The 25,659-nt window shown below is 33.7% G+C and carries 26 protein-coding genes; 12 read left to right on the top strand and 14 right to left on the bottom strand.

Annotated features, from left to right (window positions below):
* Positions 1-180: 180 nt before the first annotated feature.
* The 4 genes from ACKX2A_RS03710 to ACKX2A_RS03725 all read left to right on the top strand — a co-directional run bounded on the left by ACKX2A_RS03710 (position 181) and on the right by ACKX2A_RS03725 (position 3,442).
* Positions 181-714, top strand: a complete 534-nt coding sequence (locus ACKX2A_RS03710; protein ID WP_415327691.1) for a YceI family protein — start codon at positions 181-183, stop codon at positions 712-714.
* 209 nt (positions 715-923) lie between these two features.
* A complete protein-coding gene (locus tag ACKX2A_RS03715; RefSeq protein ID WP_415327692.1) occupies positions 924-1,145 on the top strand; it encodes a tautomerase family protein in 222 nt (73 codons plus the stop codon).
* A 7-nt stretch (positions 1,146-1,152) separates the two neighbouring features.
* The gene (locus ACKX2A_RS03720; RefSeq protein ID WP_415327693.1) at positions 1,153-1,884 is read left to right on the top strand and encodes an SDR family NAD(P)-dependent oxidoreductase; all 732 of its coding nucleotides are present in this window, start codon (positions 1,153-1,155) and stop codon (positions 1,882-1,884) included.
* A gap of 73 nt (positions 1,885-1,957) precedes the next feature.
* Positions 1,958-3,442, top strand: coding sequence for a nitronate monooxygenase (locus ACKX2A_RS03725; protein WP_415327694.1), 1,485 nt, complete (start codon positions 1,958-1,960; stop codon positions 3,440-3,442).
* A gap of 349 nt (positions 3,443-3,791) precedes the next feature.
* Here ACKX2A_RS03725 and ACKX2A_RS03730 read toward each other — a convergent pair whose 3' ends face one another.
* On the bottom strand, positions 3,792-5,147 hold the full coding sequence (locus ACKX2A_RS03730) for a deoxyguanosinetriphosphate triphosphohydrolase (protein ID WP_415329400.1): 1,356 nt from the start codon (positions 5,145-5,147) through the stop codon (positions 3,792-3,794).
* A gap of 154 nt (positions 5,148-5,301) precedes the next feature.
* Between ACKX2A_RS03730 and ACKX2A_RS03735 the strand changes: the two genes are divergently transcribed.
* From ACKX2A_RS03735 to ACKX2A_RS03745, 3 genes are all read left to right on the top strand, one after another.
* Positions 5,302-5,844 carry a hypothetical protein gene (locus ACKX2A_RS03735; protein WP_415327695.1) on the top strand — a complete coding sequence of 181 codons (543 nt, stop codon included), beginning with the start codon at positions 5,302-5,304 and terminating at the stop codon, positions 5,842-5,844.
* A 77-nt stretch (positions 5,845-5,921) separates the two neighbouring features.
* Positions 5,922-6,656: an endonuclease gene (locus ACKX2A_RS03740; protein WP_415327696.1), complete on the top strand. Its 735-nt coding sequence runs from the start codon at positions 5,922-5,924 to the stop codon at positions 6,654-6,656.
* A 456-nt stretch (positions 6,657-7,112) separates the two neighbouring features.
* Entirely contained in the window at positions 7,113-7,694 is a 582-nt protein-coding gene (locus tag ACKX2A_RS03745) for a glycosyltransferase family 32 protein (protein WP_415327697.1), read from the top strand.
* 6 nt (positions 7,695-7,700) lie between these two features.
* On the opposite strand, the gene ACKX2A_RS03750 is transcribed toward ACKX2A_RS03745, so the two are convergent.
* Positions 7,701-8,036 (bottom strand): DMT family transporter, encoded by a 336-nt coding sequence (locus ACKX2A_RS03750; RefSeq protein ID WP_415329402.1) that lies wholly within the window; start codon positions 8,034-8,036, stop codon positions 7,701-7,703.
* Between the two features lie 872 nt (positions 8,037-8,908).
* On the opposite strand from ACKX2A_RS03750, the gene ACKX2A_RS03755 reads away from it, so the two are divergent.
* A complete protein-coding gene (locus ACKX2A_RS03755) occupies positions 8,909-9,628 on the top strand; it encodes an AAA family ATPase (RefSeq protein ID WP_415327698.1) in 720 nt (239 codons plus the stop codon).
* Positions 9,629-9,810: 182 nt separating this feature from the next.
* Here ACKX2A_RS03755 and ACKX2A_RS03760 read toward each other — a convergent pair whose 3' ends face one another.
* Entirely contained in the window at positions 9,811-12,807 is a 2,997-nt protein-coding gene (locus tag ACKX2A_RS03760; RefSeq protein WP_415327699.1) for a LamG-like jellyroll fold domain-containing protein, read from the bottom strand.
* A gap of 703 nt (positions 12,808-13,510) precedes the next feature.
* Between ACKX2A_RS03760 and ACKX2A_RS03765 the strand changes: the two genes are divergently transcribed.
* Together ACKX2A_RS03765 and ACKX2A_RS03770 are read left to right on the top strand one after the other, a co-directional pair.
* Positions 13,511-13,855, top strand: a complete 345-nt coding sequence (locus tag ACKX2A_RS03765; RefSeq protein ID WP_415327700.1) for a hypothetical protein — start codon at positions 13,511-13,513, stop codon at positions 13,853-13,855.
* Between the two features lie 18 nt (positions 13,856-13,873).
* Positions 13,874-14,476: a hypothetical protein gene (locus tag ACKX2A_RS03770; protein WP_415327701.1), complete on the top strand. Its 603-nt coding sequence runs from the start codon at positions 13,874-13,876 to the stop codon at positions 14,474-14,476.
* A 150-nt stretch (positions 14,477-14,626) separates the two neighbouring features.
* Here ACKX2A_RS03770 and gcvP read toward each other — a convergent pair whose 3' ends face one another.
* Positions 14,627-17,485, bottom strand: coding sequence for an aminomethyl-transferring glycine dehydrogenase (gene gcvP / locus ACKX2A_RS03775; protein ID WP_415327702.1), 2,859 nt, complete (start codon positions 17,483-17,485; stop codon positions 14,627-14,629).
* Positions 17,486-17,990: 505 nt separating this feature from the next.
* Between gcvP and ACKX2A_RS03780 the strand changes: the two genes are divergently transcribed.
* Positions 17,991-19,172 (top strand): DcaP family trimeric outer membrane transporter, encoded by a 1,182-nt coding sequence (locus ACKX2A_RS03780; protein ID WP_415327703.1) that lies wholly within the window; start codon positions 17,991-17,993, stop codon positions 19,170-19,172.
* Positions 19,173-19,277: 105 nt separating this feature from the next.
* Complete coding sequence (locus tag ACKX2A_RS03785; protein WP_415327704.1) at positions 19,278-19,433, top strand: hypothetical protein; 156 nt, start codon at positions 19,278-19,280, stop codon at positions 19,431-19,433.
* Here the strand turns inward: ACKX2A_RS03785 and ACKX2A_RS03790 are convergent.
* The 10 genes from ACKX2A_RS03790 to ACKX2A_RS03835 all read right to left on the bottom strand — a co-directional run bounded on the left by ACKX2A_RS03790 (position 19,430) and on the right by ACKX2A_RS03835 (position 25,633).
* Complete coding sequence (locus tag ACKX2A_RS03790) at positions 19,430-20,080, bottom strand: J domain-containing protein (RefSeq protein ID WP_415329404.1); 651 nt, start codon at positions 20,078-20,080, stop codon at positions 19,430-19,432. The genes ACKX2A_RS03785 and ACKX2A_RS03790 overlap by 4 nt on opposite strands.
* Positions 20,081-20,287: 207 nt before the next feature.
* Positions 20,288-20,560: a hypothetical protein gene (locus ACKX2A_RS03795; RefSeq protein WP_415327705.1), complete on the bottom strand. Its 273-nt coding sequence runs from the start codon at positions 20,558-20,560 to the stop codon at positions 20,288-20,290.
* Positions 20,561-20,645: 85 nt separating this feature from the next.
* Positions 20,646-20,993: a hypothetical protein gene (locus ACKX2A_RS03800; protein WP_415327706.1), complete on the bottom strand. Its 348-nt coding sequence runs from the start codon at positions 20,991-20,993 to the stop codon at positions 20,646-20,648.
* 14 nt (positions 20,994-21,007) lie between these two features.
* Positions 21,008-21,562, bottom strand: coding sequence for an RNA polymerase sigma factor (locus ACKX2A_RS03805; RefSeq protein WP_415327707.1), 555 nt, complete (start codon positions 21,560-21,562; stop codon positions 21,008-21,010).
* A gap of 274 nt (positions 21,563-21,836) precedes the next feature.
* The gene (locus ACKX2A_RS03810) at positions 21,837-22,295 is read right to left on the bottom strand and encodes a DoxX family protein (RefSeq protein ID WP_415327708.1); all 459 of its coding nucleotides are present in this window, start codon (positions 22,293-22,295) and stop codon (positions 21,837-21,839) included.
* Between the two features lie 123 nt (positions 22,296-22,418).
* Positions 22,419-22,865, bottom strand: coding sequence for an SRPBCC family protein (locus ACKX2A_RS03815; protein WP_415327709.1), 447 nt, complete (start codon positions 22,863-22,865; stop codon positions 22,419-22,421).
* Between the two features lie 121 nt (positions 22,866-22,986).
* Positions 22,987-23,415 carry an SRPBCC domain-containing protein gene (locus ACKX2A_RS03820; protein ID WP_415327710.1) on the bottom strand — a complete coding sequence of 143 codons (429 nt, stop codon included), beginning with the start codon at positions 23,413-23,415 and terminating at the stop codon, positions 22,987-22,989.
* A gap of 35 nt (positions 23,416-23,450) precedes the next feature.
* Positions 23,451-24,284, bottom strand: a complete 834-nt coding sequence (locus ACKX2A_RS03825; RefSeq protein WP_415327711.1) for an SDR family oxidoreductase — start codon at positions 24,282-24,284, stop codon at positions 23,451-23,453.
* Positions 24,285-24,427: 143 nt separating this feature from the next.
* On the bottom strand, positions 24,428-25,294 hold the full coding sequence (locus tag ACKX2A_RS03830) for a VOC family protein (RefSeq protein WP_415327712.1): 867 nt from the start codon (positions 25,292-25,294) through the stop codon (positions 24,428-24,430).
* Between the two features lie 99 nt (positions 25,295-25,393).
* Positions 25,394-25,633: a hypothetical protein gene (locus ACKX2A_RS03835; RefSeq protein WP_415327713.1), complete on the bottom strand. Its 240-nt coding sequence runs from the start codon at positions 25,631-25,633 to the stop codon at positions 25,394-25,396.
* Between the last annotated feature and the right edge of the window lie 26 nt (positions 25,634-25,659).

Genomic DNA, 25,659 nt, shown 5'->3' on the forward strand with positions numbered 1-25,659 from the left:
ACTTTGGGCAAAAAGATTTATTTAATTACAAGAAAAAATAATCATTTCAATTGTAAAACCTCCATCTTCCAACTCCCAACTTCCACCAACCAAAAATCTCCCACATTTCGTGATGTACCTCACATAACTTTTTCTTCAAATCGGCTGAACTTTGTCCTATAATTTTAAAACCAATTAAAAATGGACACAAAAAATTTTAAAGTAAACAGTGAAAAAAGTTTAGTTGAATGGATCGGAAGAAAAGTTACCGGAGCCCACAACGGTACAATTGAAGTAAAAGAAGGAAGTTTCACTTTTGAAAACGATAATCTTCTGGCAGGAAAATTTATCATCAACACAAAATCAATCACAATACTTGATGTGGAAGATGCAGATACCAACGCACAATTTGCAAGTCACTTGGCTTCTGATGATTTTTTCAATTCAGATCAATATCCTGAAGCGATTTTTGAAATCACCCATGCAGAACCAAGCGACAACAATCTTTATCATGTAAAAGGAAATCTCACCATCAAAGGAATCACCAATTCAATTGAAACAACTTTACAAATTGTAAAAACAGAAAACACTGCGATTTTAGATGCTAAAATTGTGATCGATAGAACAAAATTCAACATCAAATTCAGATCAGCTAATTTCTTTGCCAACCTTGGTGACACGTTGATCTACAACAATTTCGATTTGAACATACACTTGGTTGCAGAAACGATTTAATCAACAATTTATTTCTACCACAAAAGAAACAAAAGATAAAAGCTTTAATTATTTAAGTTCATTATCGAACCACAAATAAGAACATATAAGTTTAAAAAAAATCAAAGATTTTTTCTCTTGTAAATTTTTGTTTTCTAATCATTAAAAAATGACAGTCTTTTGTCTCTTTTGTGATAAAATTTTAACTAACAATTTAAAAATTTAACATCATGCCATTCATTAAAATAGATGTTTTACGCGAAGATATTAACCGCGAAACAAAAAAAGAACTCATCAGAAAAATAAGTGAAGTTGTTACTACAGTTTTAAATAAAGATCCTCATTTGACACACATTATGATTAACGAAATCGAAGATGATAACTGGGGATATGCCGGAGAACAGGTTTCCGTATTGAAAGAACAAGGGTTTTCAACAGCACCAAAAAAGTAATTTAAAAATGAAAAAACAAACAGTAATTGTAACAGGAGCATCATCAGGAATTGGTCTGGAAGTTGCCCGATATTTCTTAGACAGAGGTGATAATGTGGTGATTAACTCACAAACAGAATCAAAATTAAAAGATACTTACAACCAATTGGGAGCAGGAGAAAATCTGGCAATGGTTGCTGGAGACATTTCAAAAAAATCGACGGGAGAAGCTTTAGCAAAAATTGCTCTCGAAAAATTCGGCTCAATTGATGTCCTTGTAAATAACGCCGGAATCTACGATAACAAACCGTTTTTAGATGTAACCGAAGAATATTTGGATAAATTTTTAGCAACCAATTTAAAAGGAACATTCTTTACAACACAGGCAATTCTTCCGCAAATGATTAAGCAAAAAGATGGGGTTGTCATCAATGTTGGGACACCGCTTGTTTATCATGCGATTGCACAGTCTCCTTCCACTGCACCGATTTCTAGCAAAGGAGCAATTCACGCTTTAACATTACAATTGGCGGCAGAATTTGGAAAAGATAACATCAGAGTAAATACTGTCGCACCAGGATTAATCAGAACTCCGATGCACGATGAAAATATAGACAATAACGCGGGAATCCACTTAATTAATCGCATTGGAAAACCGGAAGAAGTGGCACAAATGATCCACTCGATTGCTAAGAATTCGTTTATTTCAGGCGCTATCATTAATGTAGACGGAGGAATGGGCGCTGGTCATAGTTTATAAAATGAAAGTTTTAATTGTCATTGCATGGCTGTTTATTGTACCGATAAACAGCTATGCTCAAAAATTCAATGTCATGAAAATAGATAAAACAGAAGAAACAGCCATAAAAAATGCGATTGAGCAATTATATTTTAAAGGAATTTATGAAGGAAATATCGAACTTCTAAGGAAAATTTTTCATAAAGATGCTCTACTTTTCGGAGACATCAAGGGTGTACCGTATTATAAAACTGCGGCACAATATATTGAAGGTGTCGGAAGTCGCGTAAGTCCTGAAAAATCAGGGAAAGATTTTAAGCCAACCATTATCTCGATTGATGTGATCAATACGATTGCTACAGCAAAATTAAATGTAAAAATGTACGATTTCAATTACTATAATTTTATAACTTTCCATAAAATTGATGGTAAATGGCTTATCGTAAATAAAACATTAACCGATGTAGAACTTAAACAAATTTTTTCAACCAAAATCATCAAAATCATGTGGAATAAAAACAGAATAACCGATTTGCTCGGCATAGAATATCCAGTTTTCCAGGGACCTTTCGGTGGTGGATTATCAACCGTAGAATTGACGACAACTGTCAGCAAACTTGGTGGATTGGGAGGTTACGGAGCTTATACTTTGTCACCTCAGGAAATTTATGACGTACATCAACAGATAAAATCCATCACAGATAAACCTTATAATCTGAATCTTTGGGTAAATGACCACGACATTATCGATCAGGAACACACTGAAAATCAGTATAAAAAAGCGGTTGAAATTTTTAAGCCTTACTATGACAGTTTAAGCATTGAAGTTCCGCCACTTCCTCCTTCTTTTGAATCAAGATTTCAAAATCAATTGCAGGTTATTTTTGATATTAAACCTAAAGTTTTCAGCTTTATGTTCGGGCTTTTGGATCCAAATATTATTGAAAGATTAAAAAATCAGGGAACGATTGTGGTGGGAAATGCAACAACAGTCGATGAAGCCATTGCTTTGGAGAATATTGGTGTAGATGTCATTGCGGCTTCAGGTTTCGAAAGCGGCGGTCATAGACCTTCGTTTTTTGACAAAGCCGAACTTTCGACAACAGGAACTTTTGCTTTAATTCAATTGGTTAAAGATAAAGTTAAAACTCCGCTCGTTGCCGCGGGAGGAATTGCAAACGGTCGCGGAATCTCAGCAGCAATGACGTTGGGAGCTGAAGCTGTACAAATAGGAACTGCATTTTTGGCAACCGAAGAATCCGGAGCATTGCCGATCCATAAAGAATTTTTGTTCTCAGAAGCCGCCAAATTCACTACTCTTTCCAGAGCTTACACCGGAAGATTGGGACGCGGAATTACCACAGAAATTACAAGAAAATTGTTGACAGCAACAGACCAAACTTTGCCTTTTCCTTTGCAGACAACCTTTATGGCATCGATGAGAAAAGCGGCATTGGAACAGAAAAAACACGAATTGGTTTTCTTTTGGTCGGGTCAGATTGCTCCGATTTTAAAGCATAAAAACGCATCAACTTTAATGAAATCTTTGATTGAAGAAGCGAATGAATTGATGGGGTGACGTTTGGTTGGAAGTTGGAAGATGGATGCTGGAAGTTTACAATTGGATTGGTAATTTTGTTGTAGTTAAACAAATATTTTGCACAAAGTTTGTCATCCTGTAAAGGATCTAGACCCTAATTTTTCCATCCTATTTTCTAATACTATGCTTAGATCCTTGACAGGATGACAAACTTTGTACCTATTTCAAAATCTTAAATAATTGACTTTCACCATAGCCCCGATTGCAGTGAAAATCCTTTTTTGAAAAAAAAGATTGCAACGGAAAGCGGGAAAAGGCTTCAAATAAAAAATTTAAATTTTCAGACATCAAAAACCTCCGGCATCCATCTTCATCCTCCAACCAAAATCTAAACCGTCATTCCGATATCAATCCCTTTGATTTTTCTGTATAAGTCGGTTGCGTAATTGTCGGTCATTCCGGATACAAAGTCGATGACACCTAACACTTTTTGATAATCCGTTCCTTCATCGTAAACGAATTGTTTTGGTAATAATTTTAATGCTTTTTTGTCGTAAGATTTTCTATCGTCGGAGGATTTTAGAATTGATGGTATAAAATGATCCAACAATTCGTACATTACGTTGTAACCCGCATTTTCAATTTCTACAACCGCTTTGTGATTGTAAATTTTTTCGATAGAGAAAGATTCGATATCCTGCAAAGCTTTGTTTTCGGATTTATAAATATCCAAAAGTCCTTTATCTAAATTTCCTTCAAGAATCGTATTGAAATTACTTTTATAAAGATAAATTGATTTATTAATTAATGCATTAATTACTTTTGCTCTTAAATAAGAAATTTGTTCGTTTTCATTACCGATAGAATTAAGCTTTTGCTCAACTCTGTTTACATCATCCGTTTCAGATTTTACCAACTCAAAAAACAGGTTTTTGCAGTCTGCTGTTGAAACAATTCCCAATCGGTGAGCATCTTCCATGTCGATAATATTATAGCAAATATCGTCTGCAGCTTCTACTAACCAAACAAATGGATGTCGTTTAAAAATATACGGTTCTTCGTTCTCTAAGATTAAATTTGTTCCTTTTGCAATCTCAAGAAAAATGTCCTTTTCATTTTGAAAAAAGCCGAATTTCTTCCTATGAATGATTCCTTTCTTTTTAGCAATCGCTTCACAAGGATATTTCGCGATACTTGCCAACGTTGCGAAAGTCAACTGAATTCCACCTGCATCTTTACCCTGTTGCTGTTGAGCCAAGACTCTTATTGCATTTGCATTTCCTTCAAAATTAACCAGATCTGCCCATTCTTTTTCATTGAATTTTGGTTTTAAATCTTTTTCATTTCTTTCAAAATAACTTGCGATCGCATCTTCTCCAGAATGTCCAAATGCGGGATTTCCGACGTCGTGACAAAGACAAGCCGCAGCAATAACATTTCCTAAATTATGAAGGTAGAAACTTTTTGCTTCTTCATTAAGATCACTCGAAAAACTATCATGAATAAACTCACCAATAACACTTCCCAAACTACGACCAACAGAGGAAACTTCTAACGAATGCGTCAATCTATTGTGTACAAAAACACTTCCCGGAAGCGGAAAAACCTGAGTTTTATTCTGCAATCTTCTGAAAGCAGAAGAGAAAATAATTCTGTCAAAATCTCGTTGAAAATCCGTTCTTGAAGCCTTGGTGTGTGGATTGTTTCCTGTACGTTGATTGGTGAAAATCTGGTTTAAGTTCATCATTTTTCAAAATTACTTTAAATTTTATTTTTTTTGAACTAATCGGATGATTTTTTCTAAAAAACTCGTATTTATCACCTCTGTTTTTCCGTAAAATACCTGAATCTCTTCTTACAGATGAGCTCTAACTTTGTTATAACTAATAACCAGAATCATGTCAGCATTATTACAGCAAATACTCGGAAGTTCGATCGTCACTGCATTGTTTACAGCGATCATCGCGTATTTTTTCCACCAAAGAACAGAACGGCAGAATGCCATCATCAAAAGAGAATTTGAACATTTGTCTAAAAAGGATTTCTCTTATTTTGAATGGAGAAAAAACACAGTGGATTTACTTGGACAAGTATATATTCATCTCAACCGCCTCTCGCTTAGCTTTAAAAATAAATACTCGAAATTAAAAGAATATGATTCATTCTATGAAGATGAAATTATTTATAAATCTAATAAGCATATTCGCGATTTACTGATTAATAACGGACATTTTTTACCACCGGAATTATTGGATGAAGCAACAAAATTAATCGAACATTTTGATGTTTGGCTAACAAAATACAATCAAATAAGAATTGTAAATAAAGATTTTAATACAAAACAAATTTATGTAGGACCAGATAATTTCCGTTTTCCTGAAAACGCGGAGAAAATGTTTAAGGAAAAATATGTTGAGATGTTTAATGAATTGCATCGATGAAAATTTTAAACCGAATTTTATTTTTCCCTGTAAAATCATGGCAACATAATTGTAATTAAAAAAGTAAAAATTCAATTATGCCAGAAGGTCCACCAATCTTGTTAATGAAAGAAGATCTACAAAAATTTGCAGGTGAAAAAGTTATTGATGTTAAAGGAAATTCATTACAGGATAATCATGGAGTTAAGGATCATATTTTAAGAGAAATTAAAACTTTTGGCAAACAGACTTTTCTGATTTTCGACACCGTCAACATAAGAATACATCTTCTGATGTTCGGTTCTTACAGCCTGTTTGAAAAAAAAGACCAGCAAGACAATTTGCGTTTAGGATTAGTCTTTAAAAATGGCGGAATGTATTTTTATACCTGCAACGTTAAACTTGTAAACGATGATTTTCTTGCAAACATAGACTGGGAAGCCGATGTGATGAGTGACGAATGGAATCCTGCGAAAGCGGAGAAAAAGTTAAAATCCAATCCAAAAATGATGGCTTGTGATGCGCTCATGGATCAGGATATTTTTTCGGGAGTTGGAAATATCATTAAGAATGAAGCACTTTTCAGAATCGGGATTCATCCTGAAAGTTTGATTGAAAATTTACCTCAGAAAAAACTCGAAGAACTCATTGCTGAAGCCCGAAACTACAGTTTTGATTTCAAAAAATGGAAAAAAGCCAACGTTTTAAAAAAGAACTTTCAGATTTATCATCAAAAAATTTGTCCAAAATGTGGTTTAGAGATTATTGAAAAAGAAACCGGCAAAGGAAAAAGAACAAGCTTTTTTTGCGCAAAAGATCAAAAATTATATTAAAATATTCTAATTACTTCCTGATAACTTAATAAAGTATCAAATTTAAATTTTCTAAAGTTTAAACTAGATATCCCTAGTTAGTTTTAAATTGAACCTATAAGACTGATATTCAATTAAATTAAAAATCTATACTTATTAAAATCATATCTGTTTTTAATATTCACCTTTAAAAAGAAAAAATTAATCAAATGATTGATTTAACTTTTTAATAAAATTTTAATCAAACGATTAATTAATAAATAAGCGTTACCGGCATTGTGGGACTTTTATGGATTCCTTTCCATCTGAATTCCAGGGAAATGACTAAAATATTTTTAGTCAAATGAAGTTAATCTCAGCTTATTTTCAATCAAATATAGACTTTTAAAACATTAAACTATGGCAATTCCTAAACAGATATTTCAGACTTTTAAGACAAAACAACTCCCTTTGCTTACAAAATTTTACATCTGGAATATGAAAAGGAACAACCCCGAATATCGTTACTACTTTTATGATGATAATGATATTCAAAAATTTATCACTGAAGAATTTCCTCCAGAATACATTGAAAACTACAATAAATTAACCATTGGCGCTGCAAAAGCGGATTTTTTCCGATACGCAATTTTATATAAAAAAGGAGGCATTTATTTAGACATCGACAGCGCCATGACAAGACCTTTGAGAAGTCTTATTAAAGAGAAAGATTCAGCAGTGATAAGTGTAGAGAGACATCCAGGGTTGTACGTTCAGTGGGCGCTGATTTTTGAAAAAGGACATCCATTTCTAAAAAAGACACTAGAACTTATGCTGGATAACATAAAGACTCACCGTTACCCCAATAATATCCATGCGACTACGGGACCAACTGTCTTTAGCAAAGGGATCAGAGAAGCATTACAGGAAAATCCTAATATTCCTTATACTTTATTTAATGGCGTGGAATTCCGTGGATTTTTACAATTTAAATATAAACTGGGAAAGTTTTTCCTTTATGAAAAAAGAGCTGATCACTGGAAACAGAAACAATTCCGCCAGGCAATTATTCAGGAATAATTTTAACTAATGACTTCCCATTTTCGAAAATAAATTAATCACAATAACTCCGATTAAGATTAATACTATTCCTAGAATTGCAGGTAAATCGGGAGTTTGTTTAAAAACAACTATACCAATGATGGTAATAAAAACGATTCCAACTCCCGACCAAATCGCATAAGCAATACCGACCGGAATCTGGCGAAGTGTAAGACTTAAGAAATAAAATGTTGCGACATACCCTATCACAGTGATGATTGAGGGTATCAATTTTGTGAACTGTTCCGACTTTTTCAAAAAAGTGGTTGCTATGATCTCTAATATAATAGCCAAAATCAAAAAAATATAACTACGCCCCATATTCAATACTTTAATCACAAATGTACTTAAAAAGAACTTTCTATTGATTTCGCAATTTGCAGGAAGCATTTTTAATGTGAATTAAAATTAACACAAAGATTTCTGACTAAAACGTAATACGATATTATATTTAAGTTCATCAAAGCTTAAAATAATTTTCTACAAAGCAACATTTTTTCAATATTTAAATCTTTAAAGTTCAAAATTAAGTGATTTAAATTTATTCTTTATGAGGATATTATGCATACCATTTTTTCTTTTTTGTATTATCAACTCTTAAATAGAAAATGTAGAATTATTAACAGATTAATAAAAATTTACAGATAAGATAATAAAAGTACATATATTTTTTCGATTTTACATTAAATTATTGTAAACAAAATTTCAATAAAATTTAAAATAAATACCCGTAAAACACTGATAAACATCATGATTATTTCATTTGGCATGTAATTTGAAAGTTGTAATATTGCAAGTATAAAATCAGCAATAAAAAGTCAAATAATTAAAAATAAAACAAAATGATTACTTACATCGGAATTGCAACATGTTTAGTCGTATTCGCTTCTTATTTCGCAACAACTAGAAGAGAAAGAAATTAATTTCGAAAAAAATTAGAACTAAACCAAATCAGAAAACTCATAAAACATTGATTGTTTTAAAATTTCAATCTTCGGATTGATCTTATTTATAGAATTTCTTCATACAAATTATAATTAAGCCAAAAAAGCCGGACAATTTTATGTGTTCGGCTTTTTTATTTTCTGAATCCTTTCTATCTACTATTGCAAATACATTAAAAGATTTAAACAGTCATATACATTATGGTTTACTTTTTTAAGCATTATCTTTGTATTTAATTTTAGAAAAAAATGAATCTGTACAACCTTATTATTCAAGATAAAGAAGAAGTGACGCTAAATGATGTTTTCCTTGAACCCCGAAATAAGGAGCAGTTTGTACAGCTTATTAAAGAAAATACTTATGCTAAAGAATTGCAGGAATATGGTCTTCCTGTGAACAATAAGGTGCTTCTTCAGGGAAGTTCGGGTTGTGGAAAAACTATGACTGCAAAGGCCATTGCCAATGCTTTGGGTAAAAATATCATCATTTTAAATTTAAGTAATATCGTTTCTTCAAGGATCGGAGAAACTTCTCAGAATATCAAAATGATCTTCGATAAAGCGGCGCGTGAAAGATCCGTTCTTTTTCTCGATGAGCTCGACCAGATCGGGAAAGCGAGAGGTAGCGACGACAAAGATGTAGGCGAAATGAGACGATTGGTAAACACGTTGATCCAGTTGATCGATTATTACCCTGAAAACGCGCTTTTACTGTGTGCTACCAACCACCCCGAAATCATTGATACAGCTTTAATCAGACGTTTTCAACTGAAAATAAATTATGAAATGCCTTCGAAAGAGTTTTTAGATACTTTTTATGATAATGTATTGTCGAAATTCCCGGAAGATTTAAGAAAGATCGATCGAAAATATGAGATTTCTTTTGCAGAGGCGAAGGATTATATTTTTACTGTTGTTAAGGGGAATTTAATTCAAAAACTGGAGGCGCAACATCAGACTCAATCATGATTTTTAATGTTTTAAAATTAGTAAAATACTATCTTCTATTTTAATTGTATAATTTTTTTCATACTCATATAATCCTAATTGAATTTACAATGGTACACAGGTAAATACAACAAAAATCCCTCTCATTACTGAAAGGGATCTTTTAAAACAATCTTATATGAATTAATGAAATTTTTCTAAATTTATTTCACAATAACTTTAAAATTACTGTTCAGATTTTCTCCTGATACATTCAAAATATAATTTCCGGGTGCTTTTTTGTCGGTCATATTTAATTTAAAAGTACCGTTTCCATCTGAATTCAATTTTTCCTTAACAACAATTTTTCCGGTCATATCAAGCAAAGTTGCCGTCAGATTAGATTTTTTATATTCAGGAAGTTTAATGAAAATTTGATCCTTCACAGGATTCGGATACACCGTTCCCACATTTTTGCTGATGCTGAATTCATCATTGCTCAGCACCGCCTGATTGTACAAGTTGGAAACTTCCGTTGAAGATAAAGCATAGTTGTACATTTTAAGCTCATCAATAGCACCTTTATACGGAGCTGGAGCATTTGCCGTTGACAAAAATTCAAGCTCACCTATGTTTCCTATGATTAAATCACTGGTTTCACCGATGCCTGTTACTGCAGTTTCGTCGCCTTCAGCACTTAAAGCACCGTTTGTATAAATTCTCATTTTATGCGCTGTAATGTCTCTCATAATCACAACGTGAACCCAATTTCCTGTGAAATAATTGGCTATTGGGGAAGTGATTTCTTTCTTCGTCACGTCATCATCGATTGCGTATCTTAATTGACCTCCTTTAATTTCAACATTAAAACGTTTACCTGTCGCACCTGTAGTAGTATTTTTAGTAAAAGATCCTTTACACAAAACGTACAGACTTGTCGCCGAAGACGATGGAATCATGCTTGTCGGAGCTTTCATCCAATAAGAAACCGTAAACGAATTATTATTAAAAAATATCTGATCCTGATGAGGAATACTTGCAATATAAGTATTTGGTGCAGTGGCTAAGTCAAGCGCGTTGTTTTCTTTTCCAGGAACTCTCACATTGGCATTATCGTAGGCCACATTTAATGTTCCATGATTAGCAAAAGATGTTACATCAGTAATCTGTTCACCCGATAGCGGAGCTTCTGCAAATGGCCAGTTTCCGACAAGACTTGGAGTAATCGCACGGAAACTCCAAACATCTCCCGTTACACTTCCAAGAGCATTAGAAGCATCTATTCTCCAATAATAATCTGTTCCTGTATTTAAATTATTAAGCTGATAAGATGGCGTCGCACTATAAGCAACATTTCCAAGATTGGTTAAATTTTGCGGATTTGTCCCGAAATAAACCGTGTAATTTGTTGTATTTGCGCTACCTGTCCATTTTAACAATAAATTTCCACTGCTCAATTCTACTGCATTATTTTCATTTGTCGGAGTCGGAGTTACCGGTTTTGTCGGAGCTGACGGAACTGGTGGTGTCGTTACCGATGTATTTGAAGTATAAACCGAAGATTCAGTTGCATTTATGGCTTTAACTCTGTAATAATATTGAGTATTTGGCGTTAAACCTGTCTCATTATAACTTGTCGTATTCGCAGGAAGCGTTGCCAAAACTGAGAAATTAGTTCCGTCAATTGATTTTTCTAAAATATAATTTGTTTCGTTTACTGCATTATCATTCCAATTAACAGTTAAAGAACTTGCAGCCGGATTTCCTGCTGTTGTTGCATTTGTGAAATTTAAATTCGTTGGCGGAATTATAAAATCTGGCGGAGCTGTATTTGGTAAACCATTAATGTAAACCTCAATATTCAGATATGGTGCATTCGTTGCACTTACTGCTAAAGCATCAAAAACATTAGGATTCAACCCATTTGCAGTTTCCCAAGCATCGGGCATTCCGTCATTATCCGAATCTAAAGGAGCCGGAGCACCGTAAACATGACCTGCACCACCATTTGAAAATCCAAATTGAGTTGTTAAATCTGTCTGAACATACACATAAGTCGCTGTCGTTCCCTTTGATTGCAAATCTGAAATCATTAATTGATCCACCTGATCTCTTCTTGGATACGATGCTCCCCCACTCGCAATAATTTTGTCGAAAGCTGACTGAGCTGTCACCGTCGTATTTTTCATCGGATAATCATACGCTGTCGATTGTATTGTAGCAGCATCTCCGACAGGATATCCCGTTAAATTCTGTGGAACTAAAGTTCCGTCGAGAGTTCCGTTTTTATTATTATCAAAATAATTTCCAGAGCCATACAAATTGAAATTAGCATTTCCTACACTAAAAGGTGTAGTAACCGCACTGTTTGTATTCGGACCTCCAATAAAATAATTGTTGATGATATTCGCGTAAGAAGCTCCTGCGGAATCTCCACCCATGATATAGGCTTCACCGGATTGCGTGTGCCCATAAGTGTTTCCGTAATTTCCCCAGTTGTAAACCACATTGTTGACAAACTCGTTGATTCCTTTTATCTTATTATTTCGGGTTTTATTACAAATGTATAAATTTCCGATTAAGCTGATTTTCCCTCCCGCAGGTGGCTGCATTAGACCTCCTGCAGAATGGTTGTGACGATGCATTCCCTGTCCGATAATAGAATTCTGAATCGTAATATTATCCGGACTTGTTCCGTTTCCATCCCAGTTTACAGAGAAAACCTCATCGGTTCCCCAGGTAAACGTCATGTGATCCAAAATGATATTGGCTCCATTCGCAATTCCCGATGCATCCTGATTTTGAGAAGTTCCGCCATAACGGAGACGAAGAAATCTCGCAATCGTGTTATTAGCTCCAGTAAAGGAAACTCTTGGTCCTAAAAATACGATACCTTCTCCGGGAGCAGTTTGTCCCGCGATTGTTGTATTCGCAGCTACAGCAACAACTGATTGTAAGTTGATAATTCCACCAACCTTAAAGATTACAAATCGCCCCGGCTGGCTCACCGCATCACGGAATGAACCGGGACCACTGTCATTTAAATTCGTAACCAGATAAATTTGAGGATTAGCAGCACCCCTCGCTCCTGTCGTGTATCTACCAAAACCGGTAGCTTCGGGAAAGGCTAACGTTTGAGCATTAAGATCAAGGGTAGAAAATGTTAACCCGCAAAACAGCAAAGCCGTAAGAGTTTGCTTAGTGAGTAATGGTTTTTTCATAAGATTAATTTTGTGTGAACTAATCTAAACACAAACGTAAACTGAAGCATCCTGCTGCATCCTGATTACGTACTAAAAATCAAATAATTACAATTCCAAATCATTGATTTTACACTAAGTTAAAATGAGATCAATACACTGAAAACCATAAAAATAAATTATTGAAAATTTGATAAATCTTTAAACATAAAATTGAAGTTTCCCCTTTTATAATCTTTGAGTTAAATATTAAAACAGGGTAAATCTTATCGTTTTTAATTATTTTTCTCCTCCAATTTGTCATTCCGTAGGAATCTAGGTGCTAATTTTTTCATATCACTTTTAAATATTATAGCTTAGATTCCTATGGAATGATAAAGTGGAGGAAGACTTTCTGAATGTATAGGTAGATTCTTTTATAATCTTGCGTGACAGTTTTTATATCAATAGAGATTTCTTTTGCATTAAATTATATTCTTCGAGAGTGTTGCGAGACTCTTTTTATATCAAATTATATTCTTTGAGAGTATTGCAAGACTCTGTTAGTATTTCGCTTGACAGTAAAAAAAGTCAAATTGTCATGTTTTAAAAGACTATTAGATTATAATTTTTTTTCAACATTAACTAATATTATATAAACTATAATAAAAATTACATTAAGGTTTCCCGTAAGGAATTTAAATATTTCATTATCATTTTTGTAAAAATATTTAAATTACAATTTATGGCATTATTAGATCATAATGGAGAAAGTGAATTTCCATTTAGTAAAGAAAAAGTATACAATGCTTTATGCGAGGCTATTCCAAATATTGATGGACTTAAAATTGACAATGCAGACAAATTATTAGGTAGAATTTTGGTAAAAGCAGGAGTGAGCTTATTTAGTTGGGGAGAAAATATTCCAATTCAACTTACAATGATTTCGGAGAATTTAACTAAAGTATCTGTAACCTCATCACCCAAAACAGGTATGATGTTTGGAGGTGCTTTTGATATGGGTAAAAACAGAAGAAATATTGAAAATATTTTACAGATGACATCTAATGTTTTATCGAATAAAAATTAAACACAAATTTTAATTAGTTTGAATCAAAACTTTAATTTATTAATTGATAATAATATAAATTATATGGCTCTGAAAAATTTAATTAATGATCAAACTATAATAATTGACGATCACAAACGTGGCTCTGGTGAAGTTAAAGATTTTGACAAAACCGAAAATGATGTCCATATAGATAAAGAAACAAATTTCCCAGTAGATGGCAAAAGGCAAAAATTGAAATTAAGAATTCCGATAAATTCCGATAATCCCATTAAAATTGAAAATAAGAAAAAAACAATCGAAGTACCTAATAAACTTAGAAAAGAAATCAAAAAAGCATTTGAAAATAAAGAGATTAGAGATAAATTTATACGAGATGTCTTAGAAATTCTTTCTAACTATAAGTCTGTTTTAAATTCAGAAGAGAAAGCTAAAATGGTTTTAAAAAGACTTTCAAAACATTTTGATTTAAAATGGAGTGATGAAACTATTAAGAAATATACAAATGATATTCTATTAGTTTATACTCAATTTTATGTAGATGATAGTGGTAGAAGATATTTTATAAAACTGGATAAAGACAAAATAACTATTGGAGAAAACAATGGATATGCAAAACAATTTAAAAATTACAATCCCTAAAATTATATATTTTATTCTCCGCTCGTGTTAGCTTCTAAGCTCGTTTGCATAAACCAATAAAAAGATTGCTTCGTCGCTTTGCTCCTCGCAATGACCTAAAAAAAATCCCTCTCATCACTGAAAGGGATTTATTATATAAAAAACTTTTAATTACATATAAGCTTCAATCGGCTCACAAGTACAAACCAAGTTTCTGTCTCCGTAAGCTTCATCAACTCTTGAAACAGAAGCAAAAAATTTGTGATCTCTTACCCACTCCAATGGATAAGCTGCTTTTTCTCTGCTGTATGGTTTATCCCAAGAATCAGAGATTACCACTTGTTCTGTGTGAGGAGCATTTTTCAATACGTTGTTTGTAGCATCTGCTTCACCGTTTGCAATCTCATCAATTTCTTGTTTAATTGAAATTAGAGCTTCTGCAAAACGATCAATTTCTGCTTTGCTTTCAGACTCGGTTGGTTCGATCATCAATGTACCTGCAACCGGGAAAGAAACTGTTGGAGCGTGGAATCCGTAATCCATCAATCTCTTCGCAACATCAGCAACCTCAATTCCTAAAGACTTGAACTGTCTGAAGTCTACGATACATTCGTGAGCCACTTTTCCGTTTTCATTTGAATATAAAATTGGGAAATGCTCAGCTAAAATTTCTTTTAAATAATTAGCATTTAAGATCGCGTGCTCAGTTGCTTTTTTCAGCCCTGAGTTTCCTAACATTTTGATATAGGCGTAAGAAATATTCAAGATCAAACCAGAACCGTAAGGTGCAGCAGAAATACCGTCGATAGCTTCTTTAGCTCCGATTCTGATGTTTGCGTTTGAAGGTAAGAAAGGAACTAAATGTTTAGCCACACAAATTGGACCAACTCCAGGACCTCCTCCTCCGTGAGGAATCGCGAAAGTTTTGTGAAGATTCAGGTGACAAACGTCTGCTCCGATGTTTCCAGGACTTGTATATCCTACCTGAGCATTCATGTTGGCACCGTCCATATATACTTGTCCGCCGTGTTGGTGGATCAATGCTGTAATTTCTTTAATGTTGGCATCGAAGAATCCGTAAGTTGACGGATATGTGATCATTACCGCAGATAAATTTTCAGAATGCTGTTCAGCTTTAGCCTTTAAATCATCGAAATCAATTTCTCCGTTTTCAAGGTTTTTAACAACAACAATCTTCATTCCCGCCATCGCTGCAGAAGCTGGGTTTGTTCCGTGTGCAGACTGAGGAATCAATACAACATTTCTGTGACCTTCACCTCTTGAAATGTGATATTCTCTGATCACCATTAATCCTGCATATTCTCCCTGAGCTCCAGAGTTTGGTTGAAGAGAAGTTCCTGCGAAACCTGTGATTTCTGCTAAATCTTTCTCCAATTCACGGATCATTTCCTGATACCCTTCAGCCTGATTGATTGGAACAAATGGATGAATTGCTCCCCAATTTTCCCAAGAAAGCGGTAACATTTGAGTTGCAGCATTCAATTTCATCGTACAAGAACCTAAAGAAATCATTGAATGAGTCAACGATAAATCTTTTCTTTCCAAACGCTTGATGTAACGCATCAACTCTGTTTCCGTATGGTATTTGTTGAATACTTCTTCCGTAAGAATTTCGTCTTTTCTTAAATTCTCTTCCGGAATGCTGTATCCTTCTTTAATTTCTAATTTGAAAGTCTGCTTGTCTTTAAACTGAGCAAAAGAAGCCATTAAATAGTTTAATTTATCTAATGTTGTACTTTCGTTGATTGCTACACTTACGATACCTTCTGTGAAATAGTTTAAGTTTAATCTGTGATCCAGCATTAATCTCATCAACCTTCCTTTTTCATCCTCATTCATTATGATTTTTACTGTATCGAAGATTGGTTCTTCAACAGTTTGATATCCTAAAGCCTGAAGACCACCTTTCAAAGCATTAGCTTTAAAGTGGATTTGATCTGCGATGTAATTTAATCCTTTAGGACCATGATAAACAGCATACATTCCTGCCATTACCGCCAAAAGAACCTGAGCTGTACAGATATTTGAAGTCGCTTTTTCTCTTTTGATGTGCTGTTCTCTAGTCTGTAAAGCCATTCTCAAAGCACGTTTTCCGTATGCATCCTGAGAAACTCCAATGATTCTTCCCGGAATATCTCTCTTATAATCTTCCTTACAAGAGAAAAAAGCTGCGTGAGGACCACCATACCCCAATGGAATACCAAATCTCTGAGTTGTTCCAACCGCACAGTCAGCGCCCATTGAAGCAGGAGATTTAAGTTTAACCAAAGCCATCGGATCACAAGCTACAGCAACCTGAAGATCTAATTTTTTATATTCAACAATATCTTCTGTGTAGTCTAGAACAATTCCGTTTTTACCAGGATACTGCAATAAAACTCCATAGTAAGAAGCATCAAACTCGTGCGTTTTATGATCTCCTTCTACGATTTCGATTTCCAAACCTTCAGCTTTTGTTTTTAAAACTGAAACTGTTTGAGGCATAACCAAGTCAGAAATGAAGAATTTATTCGCTCCCGATTTTTTCTGATCTTTCGTTCTGTTGTTGAAGAACATGTGCATTGCTTCTGCAGCAGCCGTAGATTCATCCAACAAAGAAGCGTTTGCCAATGCAAAACCAGTAAGATCACACACAACAGTCTGGAAATTTAAAAGAGCTTCCAATCTTCCCTGCGCGATTTCCGCTTGGTAAGGTGTGTAAGCTGTATACCAACTCGGGTTTTCAAAAATATTTCTCTGAATAGCCGATGGTAACAAAGTATTGTGATATCCGAAACCGATGTAACTTGTATAATCAGTATTTTTCGATGCCAATTCCTTAGAATGGTTTAGCATTTCGTATTCTGAAAGCGGTTCTGAGATTTCAAGATCTTTCTCCAGACGGATAGAAGAAGGGATGGTTTGAGAGATTAGCTCTTCGATACTTGAAACGCCAACTTTTTCCAACATCGCCTGTTTATCGGCTTCATTCAAGGAAATGTGACGGCTCACAAACTGTTCTGTATTCATTTTTATTTATTAGATTTTGTTTGTAAAAAAGATTGGTAAAATTACAATAATTTACAAGATTATGCAACATCCGAAAATTGCAGAAAACGCAAAGAATGAGATATATCAGTTTTAAAATTAATGAGTTTTAAATATTTTCTTGCCTAAAATTCAATTTCATTTTTCTTAACATATTTGTACATTTTATTATAAATACTCAACCAATCAAAGGATATTTTTCTTGATTAACTAATAACGATTTAATTAAAATTCTATTTCATTTAAATTATAATGAAAATCCTACACAAATCCCGTTTAAAAATTAATCCGTAGCTTCACCTTATCATTAAATCATTGAAATTCAATTTAATGTAAATTTTTAAACTAAAATTTAAGTTTAAAATTAAAATTTTATTAAAAGCATTGATTTAAATTGATGAAACGTTTATCCAGAAACTTAAAACCAAAAATATTTTTCAGACACAGCTAAACAATAATATAAAATAATTTTAAACACACAAATACGATGAAAAAACAAAACAAAAGGCTTTCTGCCTTGTTGATAATCGGACTATTCTTCCCTATCAACGCTTTCACTCAAATTACTCTTACCAAAAGTAAAGCAGAAGATCAGAACGAATGGGAACTTTATTTAAAAGGATTTGTGCAGACAGATTTCACGACAGATTTTCAGGATATGAAGTCTATCGAAGGATTTGCCGCACAGTCTATCACGATTCCTCAAAGAAACATTGCGAGCAGTAATTTCAGTGTAAAACAGTCGCAGATAGGATTGGGAATCAAGCAGCGAAATCCCAAAGGAGATGATAATTTTTCTGCCTATGTAGAAATAGATCTGTATGGTCCCAATGGAAATACGGCTCCGAGATTCCGGCAAGGTTATATAAAATGGAAAAACTGGCTGGCCGGACAAACCTACAGTAACTTTACAGATCCTGAAATTTTTCCTAATATTTTCGATTTTATCGGTCCGGACGGATTGTTATTCAACCGAAGAATGCAGGTTCGATATTCTAAGAAGATTTCTCCGAACAAAAACCTGTCTTTTTCACTGGAAGATCCCAACACCCCCAGTATTTCTCTTCCCATCGATTCTCTAAACTGGAAAAAAAGAGCCGTAATCCCAACTTTTACAGCCATGTACCGCTACGGAAATGAAAAAGATTATATAAAAATAGGGGCGCTCATCTCACCGATCAGTTATGATATGAAATATACTCCTCAGGAAGAATACCAAACCAAGACTATGCTAGGTTGGGGCGCAATAATTTCGGGAAGACGATATGTGAATGACAGAAACAGCTTTAGATTTCAGACTTCATACGGGAAAGGCTATGCCACCAACAACAGTGATCTGAATGGAGAAAAATATGATGCTGTACCGAATCCTGCCAATAGAAATTTACTTGAAACTTTACCTCTTTTCAATATGGTCGGAATGTATGAACACTGGTGGAATCCTCAATGGTCAACCGTTGCTTTTATAAGCTATTCTAAAGTGGGACAGAAAGATTTTATCCAGAAAGATATGGCTAAAAATTTTCAAAATATTGGATTAAATTTGATTTTTCAGCCATTTAAAAAACTCAGAATGGGTGTCGAAGGAAATTATGGAAAAGTCCGGAATTTTAATGATCAGACTGCTCATGCATGGCGACTTCAGGCATCAACAGCACTAAATTTTTAGTGCTGTTTCTATTCAATTAAACAGCTTAAAATGTTAAAAATCAGCTTTTAAATAATTTATGAAATTTTACTATCTATATTTATTCTAAATTAATATATTTGCATCATGAATATGATTATCCCTTTCAAAGTTCCGGCTCTGACACCCGCTTTTTCTGTAAATACTGAAGAAATGTACTGTGGCGATAAGAAATCTTGCTGCAAGAAATTCAAGAAAGGAAAAAGATGCAAAAAATGTCCGGGAAGAAAGAAAATGGCTTAATTGCCAAAACTTTTTATTAAAAAATAAATCGCCAAAATCAACAGCAAAACGCCTGCGATAATTCTCGCAATTTTTGGCTGAGCATGCGGATTTGCAACTGTTCTCGGTTGCGACTTGAATAATTCTTCCGCTTTATCTTTGAATTTCTCCGTATTGTTTTCGAAAACTTCGGTAATAGTGATTCCCTGAACAGCCGTTTTGTGCAGCAGCGAGTTCGTCGCATGGAGCAGAATCTGGAATTTCCCGTCTTTGAATTCTGTTATTTTAAAGATCCTTTCTCCATAAGGTTTTTCCAGTCCGAAAGGTAAAACTTTCACAACATCAGCATTCTGCGTCTGCCAGTTGATGATGATCTCCTCTCCTTTTTTTGCATGAATTTTATTCGCTGTAAAAGTCTTTATCGAAGGTGGAACATTGTATCTAAAACTTTTCTGATGACTTTCTAAATTCTGATCATAAGAATATCTCCTGCTTTTATCGCTCAGCGTTTCGTAAGCTTCCTGAATTTCCCGGAAACGGTCTGCAAAGAAGTCATCGTTTTCATTTTTATCAGGGTGATATTTTAAAGATAATTTTCTATAAGCTTTTTTGATGTCTTCTTCTGAAGCATCGTGAGAAATCCCGAGAAAATAGTAGTAATCTTTCATACAAGTAGCTACAAAAATAGGGAATTTGTCGTTGTGAGCAAAAATAAAATAAGCCACGAATGCACGAAGTATTATTTTAATATTTTCAATCAGTAATTCTAAATGATTTTATCTGTTAAAATTCGTGCATTTGCGGCAAAAAAAAATCGGCGCGGAAGGCAAAGCCTTCCGCGCCGATTTAAACAATTTCAATTGAGTTACTTTTTATTATGCTTCTGCAATATTTTCTTTTTTACCAAAACCTCTGTGGTGGCATCTTGAAGCAAATTCTTTCTTGAATTTTCCTTTTAGTTCCTCATATTGCTCTTCGTTCATTTCTCTAATCTTATCTGCCAATCCGAAAGGAGATCTTTCTTTGATTCCGTATTCATCAAAAATACCTTTTACAAATCTTTTTCTTTGTGCTGCCTTTTTTACTATTGCGGCTACACCTACTATTGCTAAAGCACCCAAAGCGCCTTTTAATACTGAATTTTTCATTTTTTCAAAATTTTAAATTTTACTACTTTGTTTTTTTTTATAGACGAATGAACTATAATTTTACTTTACTACTTCTAAAATTTAATTATTCGTTTGTTCTGTTGTTGTGACGGCTGAAAAAGCCTCCTGAACATTTGTCTTTCCAGACTTCTTTAAATCTTTCTCTTTCTTCGGGAGTAAGGTTCATCATTCTTTCTCTCATCATCTTCTTTTCTTTAAAATCTCTCATGCCTTTTCCGAAATGGAAACCTCCGAAAAGAATTTTACATAAGATCAGGATTCCCATTGCCTGCCAATATGTTATCGATTTCACACCTAAAATTTCGGGAAGGAGACAATTCCAAAGTGACATGACAATCCATGTAACTCCTAAGAAAATCAATGGCGGACACAGAATTAAAAAAATCCACCCTTTTTTATGTTTATGATTCATATCTTTCTTTTTTACTAACTAATTAAATCTTCGTATAATTTTCTCAATCTGTTTCTCAAATGCTTTACGGCATAGTTTTTCCGACTGATAATTGTTTTAATGTTTTCGCCCTGTTCATCGGCAATTTCCTGGAGTGTTTTGTCGTTGAGCTCGTTTTCTACGTAAACTAATCGCTGCTTTTCGGGTAATTCATCCAATGCTTCAAACAGTTTTTTCCAAATTTCATCCTGAAACATTTTCACTTCCGGCCCTGCGCTTTCATCCATCAACAAAATATCTTTGATGGAAAAGTCTCCGTCTTCATCTTCGTATACGAAATCTTCTAAATTTTCGGTTTTCTTTTTGCGGTATTTATCTGTGATTTTATTAGCCGTGACTCTGTATAACCAGCCGCCAACATTCACAATCTCAGATAAATTGGTAAGACTACTGAACTGATACCACACCTCCTGCAGAATATCTTCCGCATCCTCCGTATTTTTCACTTTCGGGCGAATGTACGACATCAGTTTTCCTCCGTACTTTGAAACGGTTTGCGAGATGATATTTTCCTTCTCCTTCTGTGGCATTGTTATTTTTTCGACAACCTCCATATTGCTATGACGATTGAAAATTTTGTTTTACTTTAATAAATTTAAAATATTTTTTGGGAATTTCATATTTTCTTTTATTTATCGGATTTTTAAAACACTAAAAGACACAAATATTTTTCATGGATATCACAATCCAAAAATAAATTAAAAGTAATAATTTGTGTTATTAGTGCAAAAATTAGTGCCGTTTGTGTTTAAACAAAAAAACGGAAAGCCTACTTCCCGTTATATTTTAAATAATAAATTAAATTCAGTTTAAATAAATTCCAAAATACCAAGTCCAAGCAATCAAAATAATCTGCATAGGAATTCTTTCTTTGTATAAATAACTCATTCCCGGACCGGAATAATCTGCCTTAAAAAGATTAACTTTTTTTCTTGATGAATTAATATTTGCCAGAAAAACAAAAATCAAGAAAATTATCAATAAAACCGCTGTTGTTTCTCGAATCGAAGGAATCATCAATCCGATTCCTGCAGCAATTTCAATAATTCCTGTAAAATATACCCAAAACATTTTTGCGGAGATAAAATCCGGAATCATCATCGCCATTCCCTTCTGAAATTTGAAATGTGCAAATCCTGTAAATATGATGAAAACCGTCATTCCTAAATTCCCTGAAAATAAAAAATTCCAGCTTCCCTGGAAGATTTTTGTTCCCAACAAAGCCAAAATAAATGTTGTAAAAAGGATGGTTAATAATTTCATGCTTTTGTTTTATTTAAACACAAATAGCAATAATTTTTACGCTAATAACAAAAATTATTACTTTTAATTTATTTTTTAGATTGTGAAATTTGTGAAAATATTTGTGTTCATTAGTGTTTAGTATTATTTTTCAGCAAGTTCTTTTACAATTTCCAGACCTTTTGTAAAACCGGAATTCATATGATCCTGCCATTCTTTTTCTACCTGAACTTCGGCATGAAGCTTGGTTTTCCCGTCAAAATCAATTAAAATATATTTTTCAAAACAGCCGCTCCACTGCTTTACTTCCATGCTTTCCGTATCTTCATTTCCCTCTTTATCCACCATTCCCAAATGTTTAAAAATGATTTGATTGGGTTCTTCGATACTGTCAATTGTTGAAACCATTCCTTCACCATCTGCATTCGTAAAATATGTTTTACCATTGACTTTCCAATCTGTTTTCATAAAAGATTCAGAAGCTGGATTGAAGAATTTTGTCCATTCTTTGTACGTTTCAGATCCCCAGAGAATGTTCCAGACTTTCTGTTTCGGAGCATCGATTATTTTTTCGTAAGATAAAGTTTCCATATTTTTTTGTTTTTTACTCTTAAATGCAAATTGCACTAATATTTTGCATAAATAATATTTATATAAGTTACTTAATAGTGAAATTAGTGAAAAATATTAGTGCAATTTGTGTTTAAGATAATTAAAGTTGATTTTCTGAAAGATTCTTTATAATCCCCAAAGCAATAGGAAATTTTTCTTCAAAAAAACTTTTAAATTCCGAAGGAGTCTGAATTTCACTTTTTAATAAAGTCCCATCTTCATTTTCTTCCAATAGCCAGGTTTCTGTAGCTTCACCCCAGTCTTGAGGCGTTTCAATTCCGTCATAAATTTCACCAAGATGTAAAAATTTCATTTCTTCATGAGGAATATTCTTTTCAACGTGACTGTACATTCCGTTATTTTTGGAGTCAAAAAATTTCACGGTTGTTCCTTCTTCCAAAGTTCCGAGATAAAAAGAACCTTCGGCAAATGCTGTTGTCCACTGTCTGTAAGAAATGTCGTTCCAAAGCACATCCCATACTTTTGCAGGCTCTGCATTAATTTCAATTTCAAATTTTAAAATTTCCATATTTATGATGTAAACTAGTGTGATTTTTAGTTAAGCTAACCTCCGACAAAATCCCCTCCATTGATATGAATGATTTCACCCGTAATAAAACTTGAGTCCTCCGAAGCCAGAAAAACATAAGCAGGAGCAACTTCCGAAGGCTGTCCAGCTCTTTTCAAAGGATTGTCTTTTCCAAAAGTTGACAAATCATCGAAAGTTTCTTTCACAAGCGGAGTCCAAATCGGGCCGGGAGCAACGCCATTCACAAGAATTTTTTTCTCTGCTAAATTGGTTGCCAAAGAGCGGACAAAAGTTGTAATTGCCCCTTTCGTAGCCGAATAATCAATTAAATGGTCGCTGCCACGATATGCCGTAACCGACGTTGTACAAATAATTCTTGATCCTTTTTGCAATAATGTCAGAAAATCTCTTGTTAATGCAATCATCGAAATAATATTGGTATTAAAAGTTTCCTGAATCTGATCATCAGAAATCTTTTCAATATCATTTTTAGGAAATTGGATTCCGGCATTATTTACCAAAATATCCAGTGTTTTCCAATCTTTTTTAATCTTGTCTAAACATTTGGTTCTAAAGGTTTTTTTGGAAACATCACCTTTCATCAAAATACATTTCCGTCCTTCTTTTTCTACCAGTTTTTGAGTTTCTTTTGCATCTTTATCACTTTCTTTATAAATGATTGCAACATCCGCTCCTTCTCTTGCAAAATGAACAGCAACCGCTTGCCCTATTCCACTGTCTCCGCCTGAAATAACAGCTTTTTTATTAAGAAGTTTTTTGCTTCCTAAATAATCTTTTCTAATAATTTCTGGAAAAAGCCCATCTTTAGGCACTTTTGATTTTGATCTTGACTTGTTCTGTGTCTTCATAAGCAAATCTTTTTATGAATAAACATCAAACAACAAGCCGAAAAAGGGAAAGATTGAAAGTTAGATGATTGAAGCTGGAAGTTTTAATCCGTAAAACAAATTAGCAGATTCCAAACATTCAGCTTCAATCTTCCAGCTAAATATCAAGAATTATAAGCATCTTCCAAATCCTGAATAATAATTTTCTGCATTCTCATCATTGCCTGAACCACTTTTCCTGCTTTTTCCTGATCCGGATCGCTCATTAATTGAATCAATCTTTTTGGAACAATTTGCCAACTGAAACCAAATTTATCCTTCAGCCAACCACACATACTTTCTCTCCCTCCATCGCTTGTTAAAGCATTCCAATATTTATCGGTTTGCTCCTGATTATCAGTCATAATAACCATTGAAATTCCTTCATTAAAATCGAATTGATGATCGTAAGAATTATCCATACAGAAAAAATCATATCCATCAAGTTCAAAATGTGCATGTTGAATATTTTCAGGCGGTTCAGTAATTGGATGACCTTCGCTTCCATCGCCATATTTTAAAATATTTCCAATCTTAGAATTTGGGAAAGTGTTGGTATACAATTCCATTGCTTCTTTTGCTTTTCCATTATTTTCATGAATAAACATCAAAGTCGGAATAATTTTCTGGTCACTTTGTTTTTCACCTAAAAATATTTGCCAACTGACATTATATTTATCTTTAATCCAACCGTATTTTTTACTCCAGGAATAAGAATCTAAAGGCATTAAAGCCATTCCTCCTTCCGACAACTGATCCCAATATCTTTGAACCTCATCTTCCGTTTCACAAATGACCATAAATGAAACTGAAGCATTTTTTTTGAATTGCGGACCTCCGTTTAATAACATTAACTTTTGTCCGAAAAGATCAATATTCATCACAACAGGGGTATCTGCTGTAATTTTTCCAGCGAATACCTCACAGTAAAATTCTGCTGATTCTTTAGCATCCCCATCATACCAAAGGCAAGGGAAAATATCGTTATTCATAATTTTAAATTTAGATCGTCATTGCAAACATAATGAAGCAATCTTTAGTTTTAAATAGATTCTTCCTGCGTCAGAATGACAAATTGTACGTTTCAAATATTAATTATTTTTAAAAGAAACATGATTCTCACTCATATAAACCTTCAGTTTTTGCATTGCATTTTTTCCGAAACCATGCAACTGCATAATTTCTTTTTCGGAATAATCTGAAAGTTTTTCCAAAGAATCTATTTTCTCTCTATTCAAAGCTCTTCTCGCAGGTGTTGCAATAATTCCTCTCAGAAAATCTCCTTCCACAACATGACTAACAATGCAAACAGAGCTCAAACACTTCGCCATTATTATTAAGTTTATCATGATGATTA

The sequence above is a fragment of the Chryseobacterium sp. MMS23-Vi53 genome, from assembly GCF_047651245.1.
Classification (GTDB): Bacteria; Bacteroidota; Bacteroidia; order Flavobacteriales; family Weeksellaceae; genus Chryseobacterium.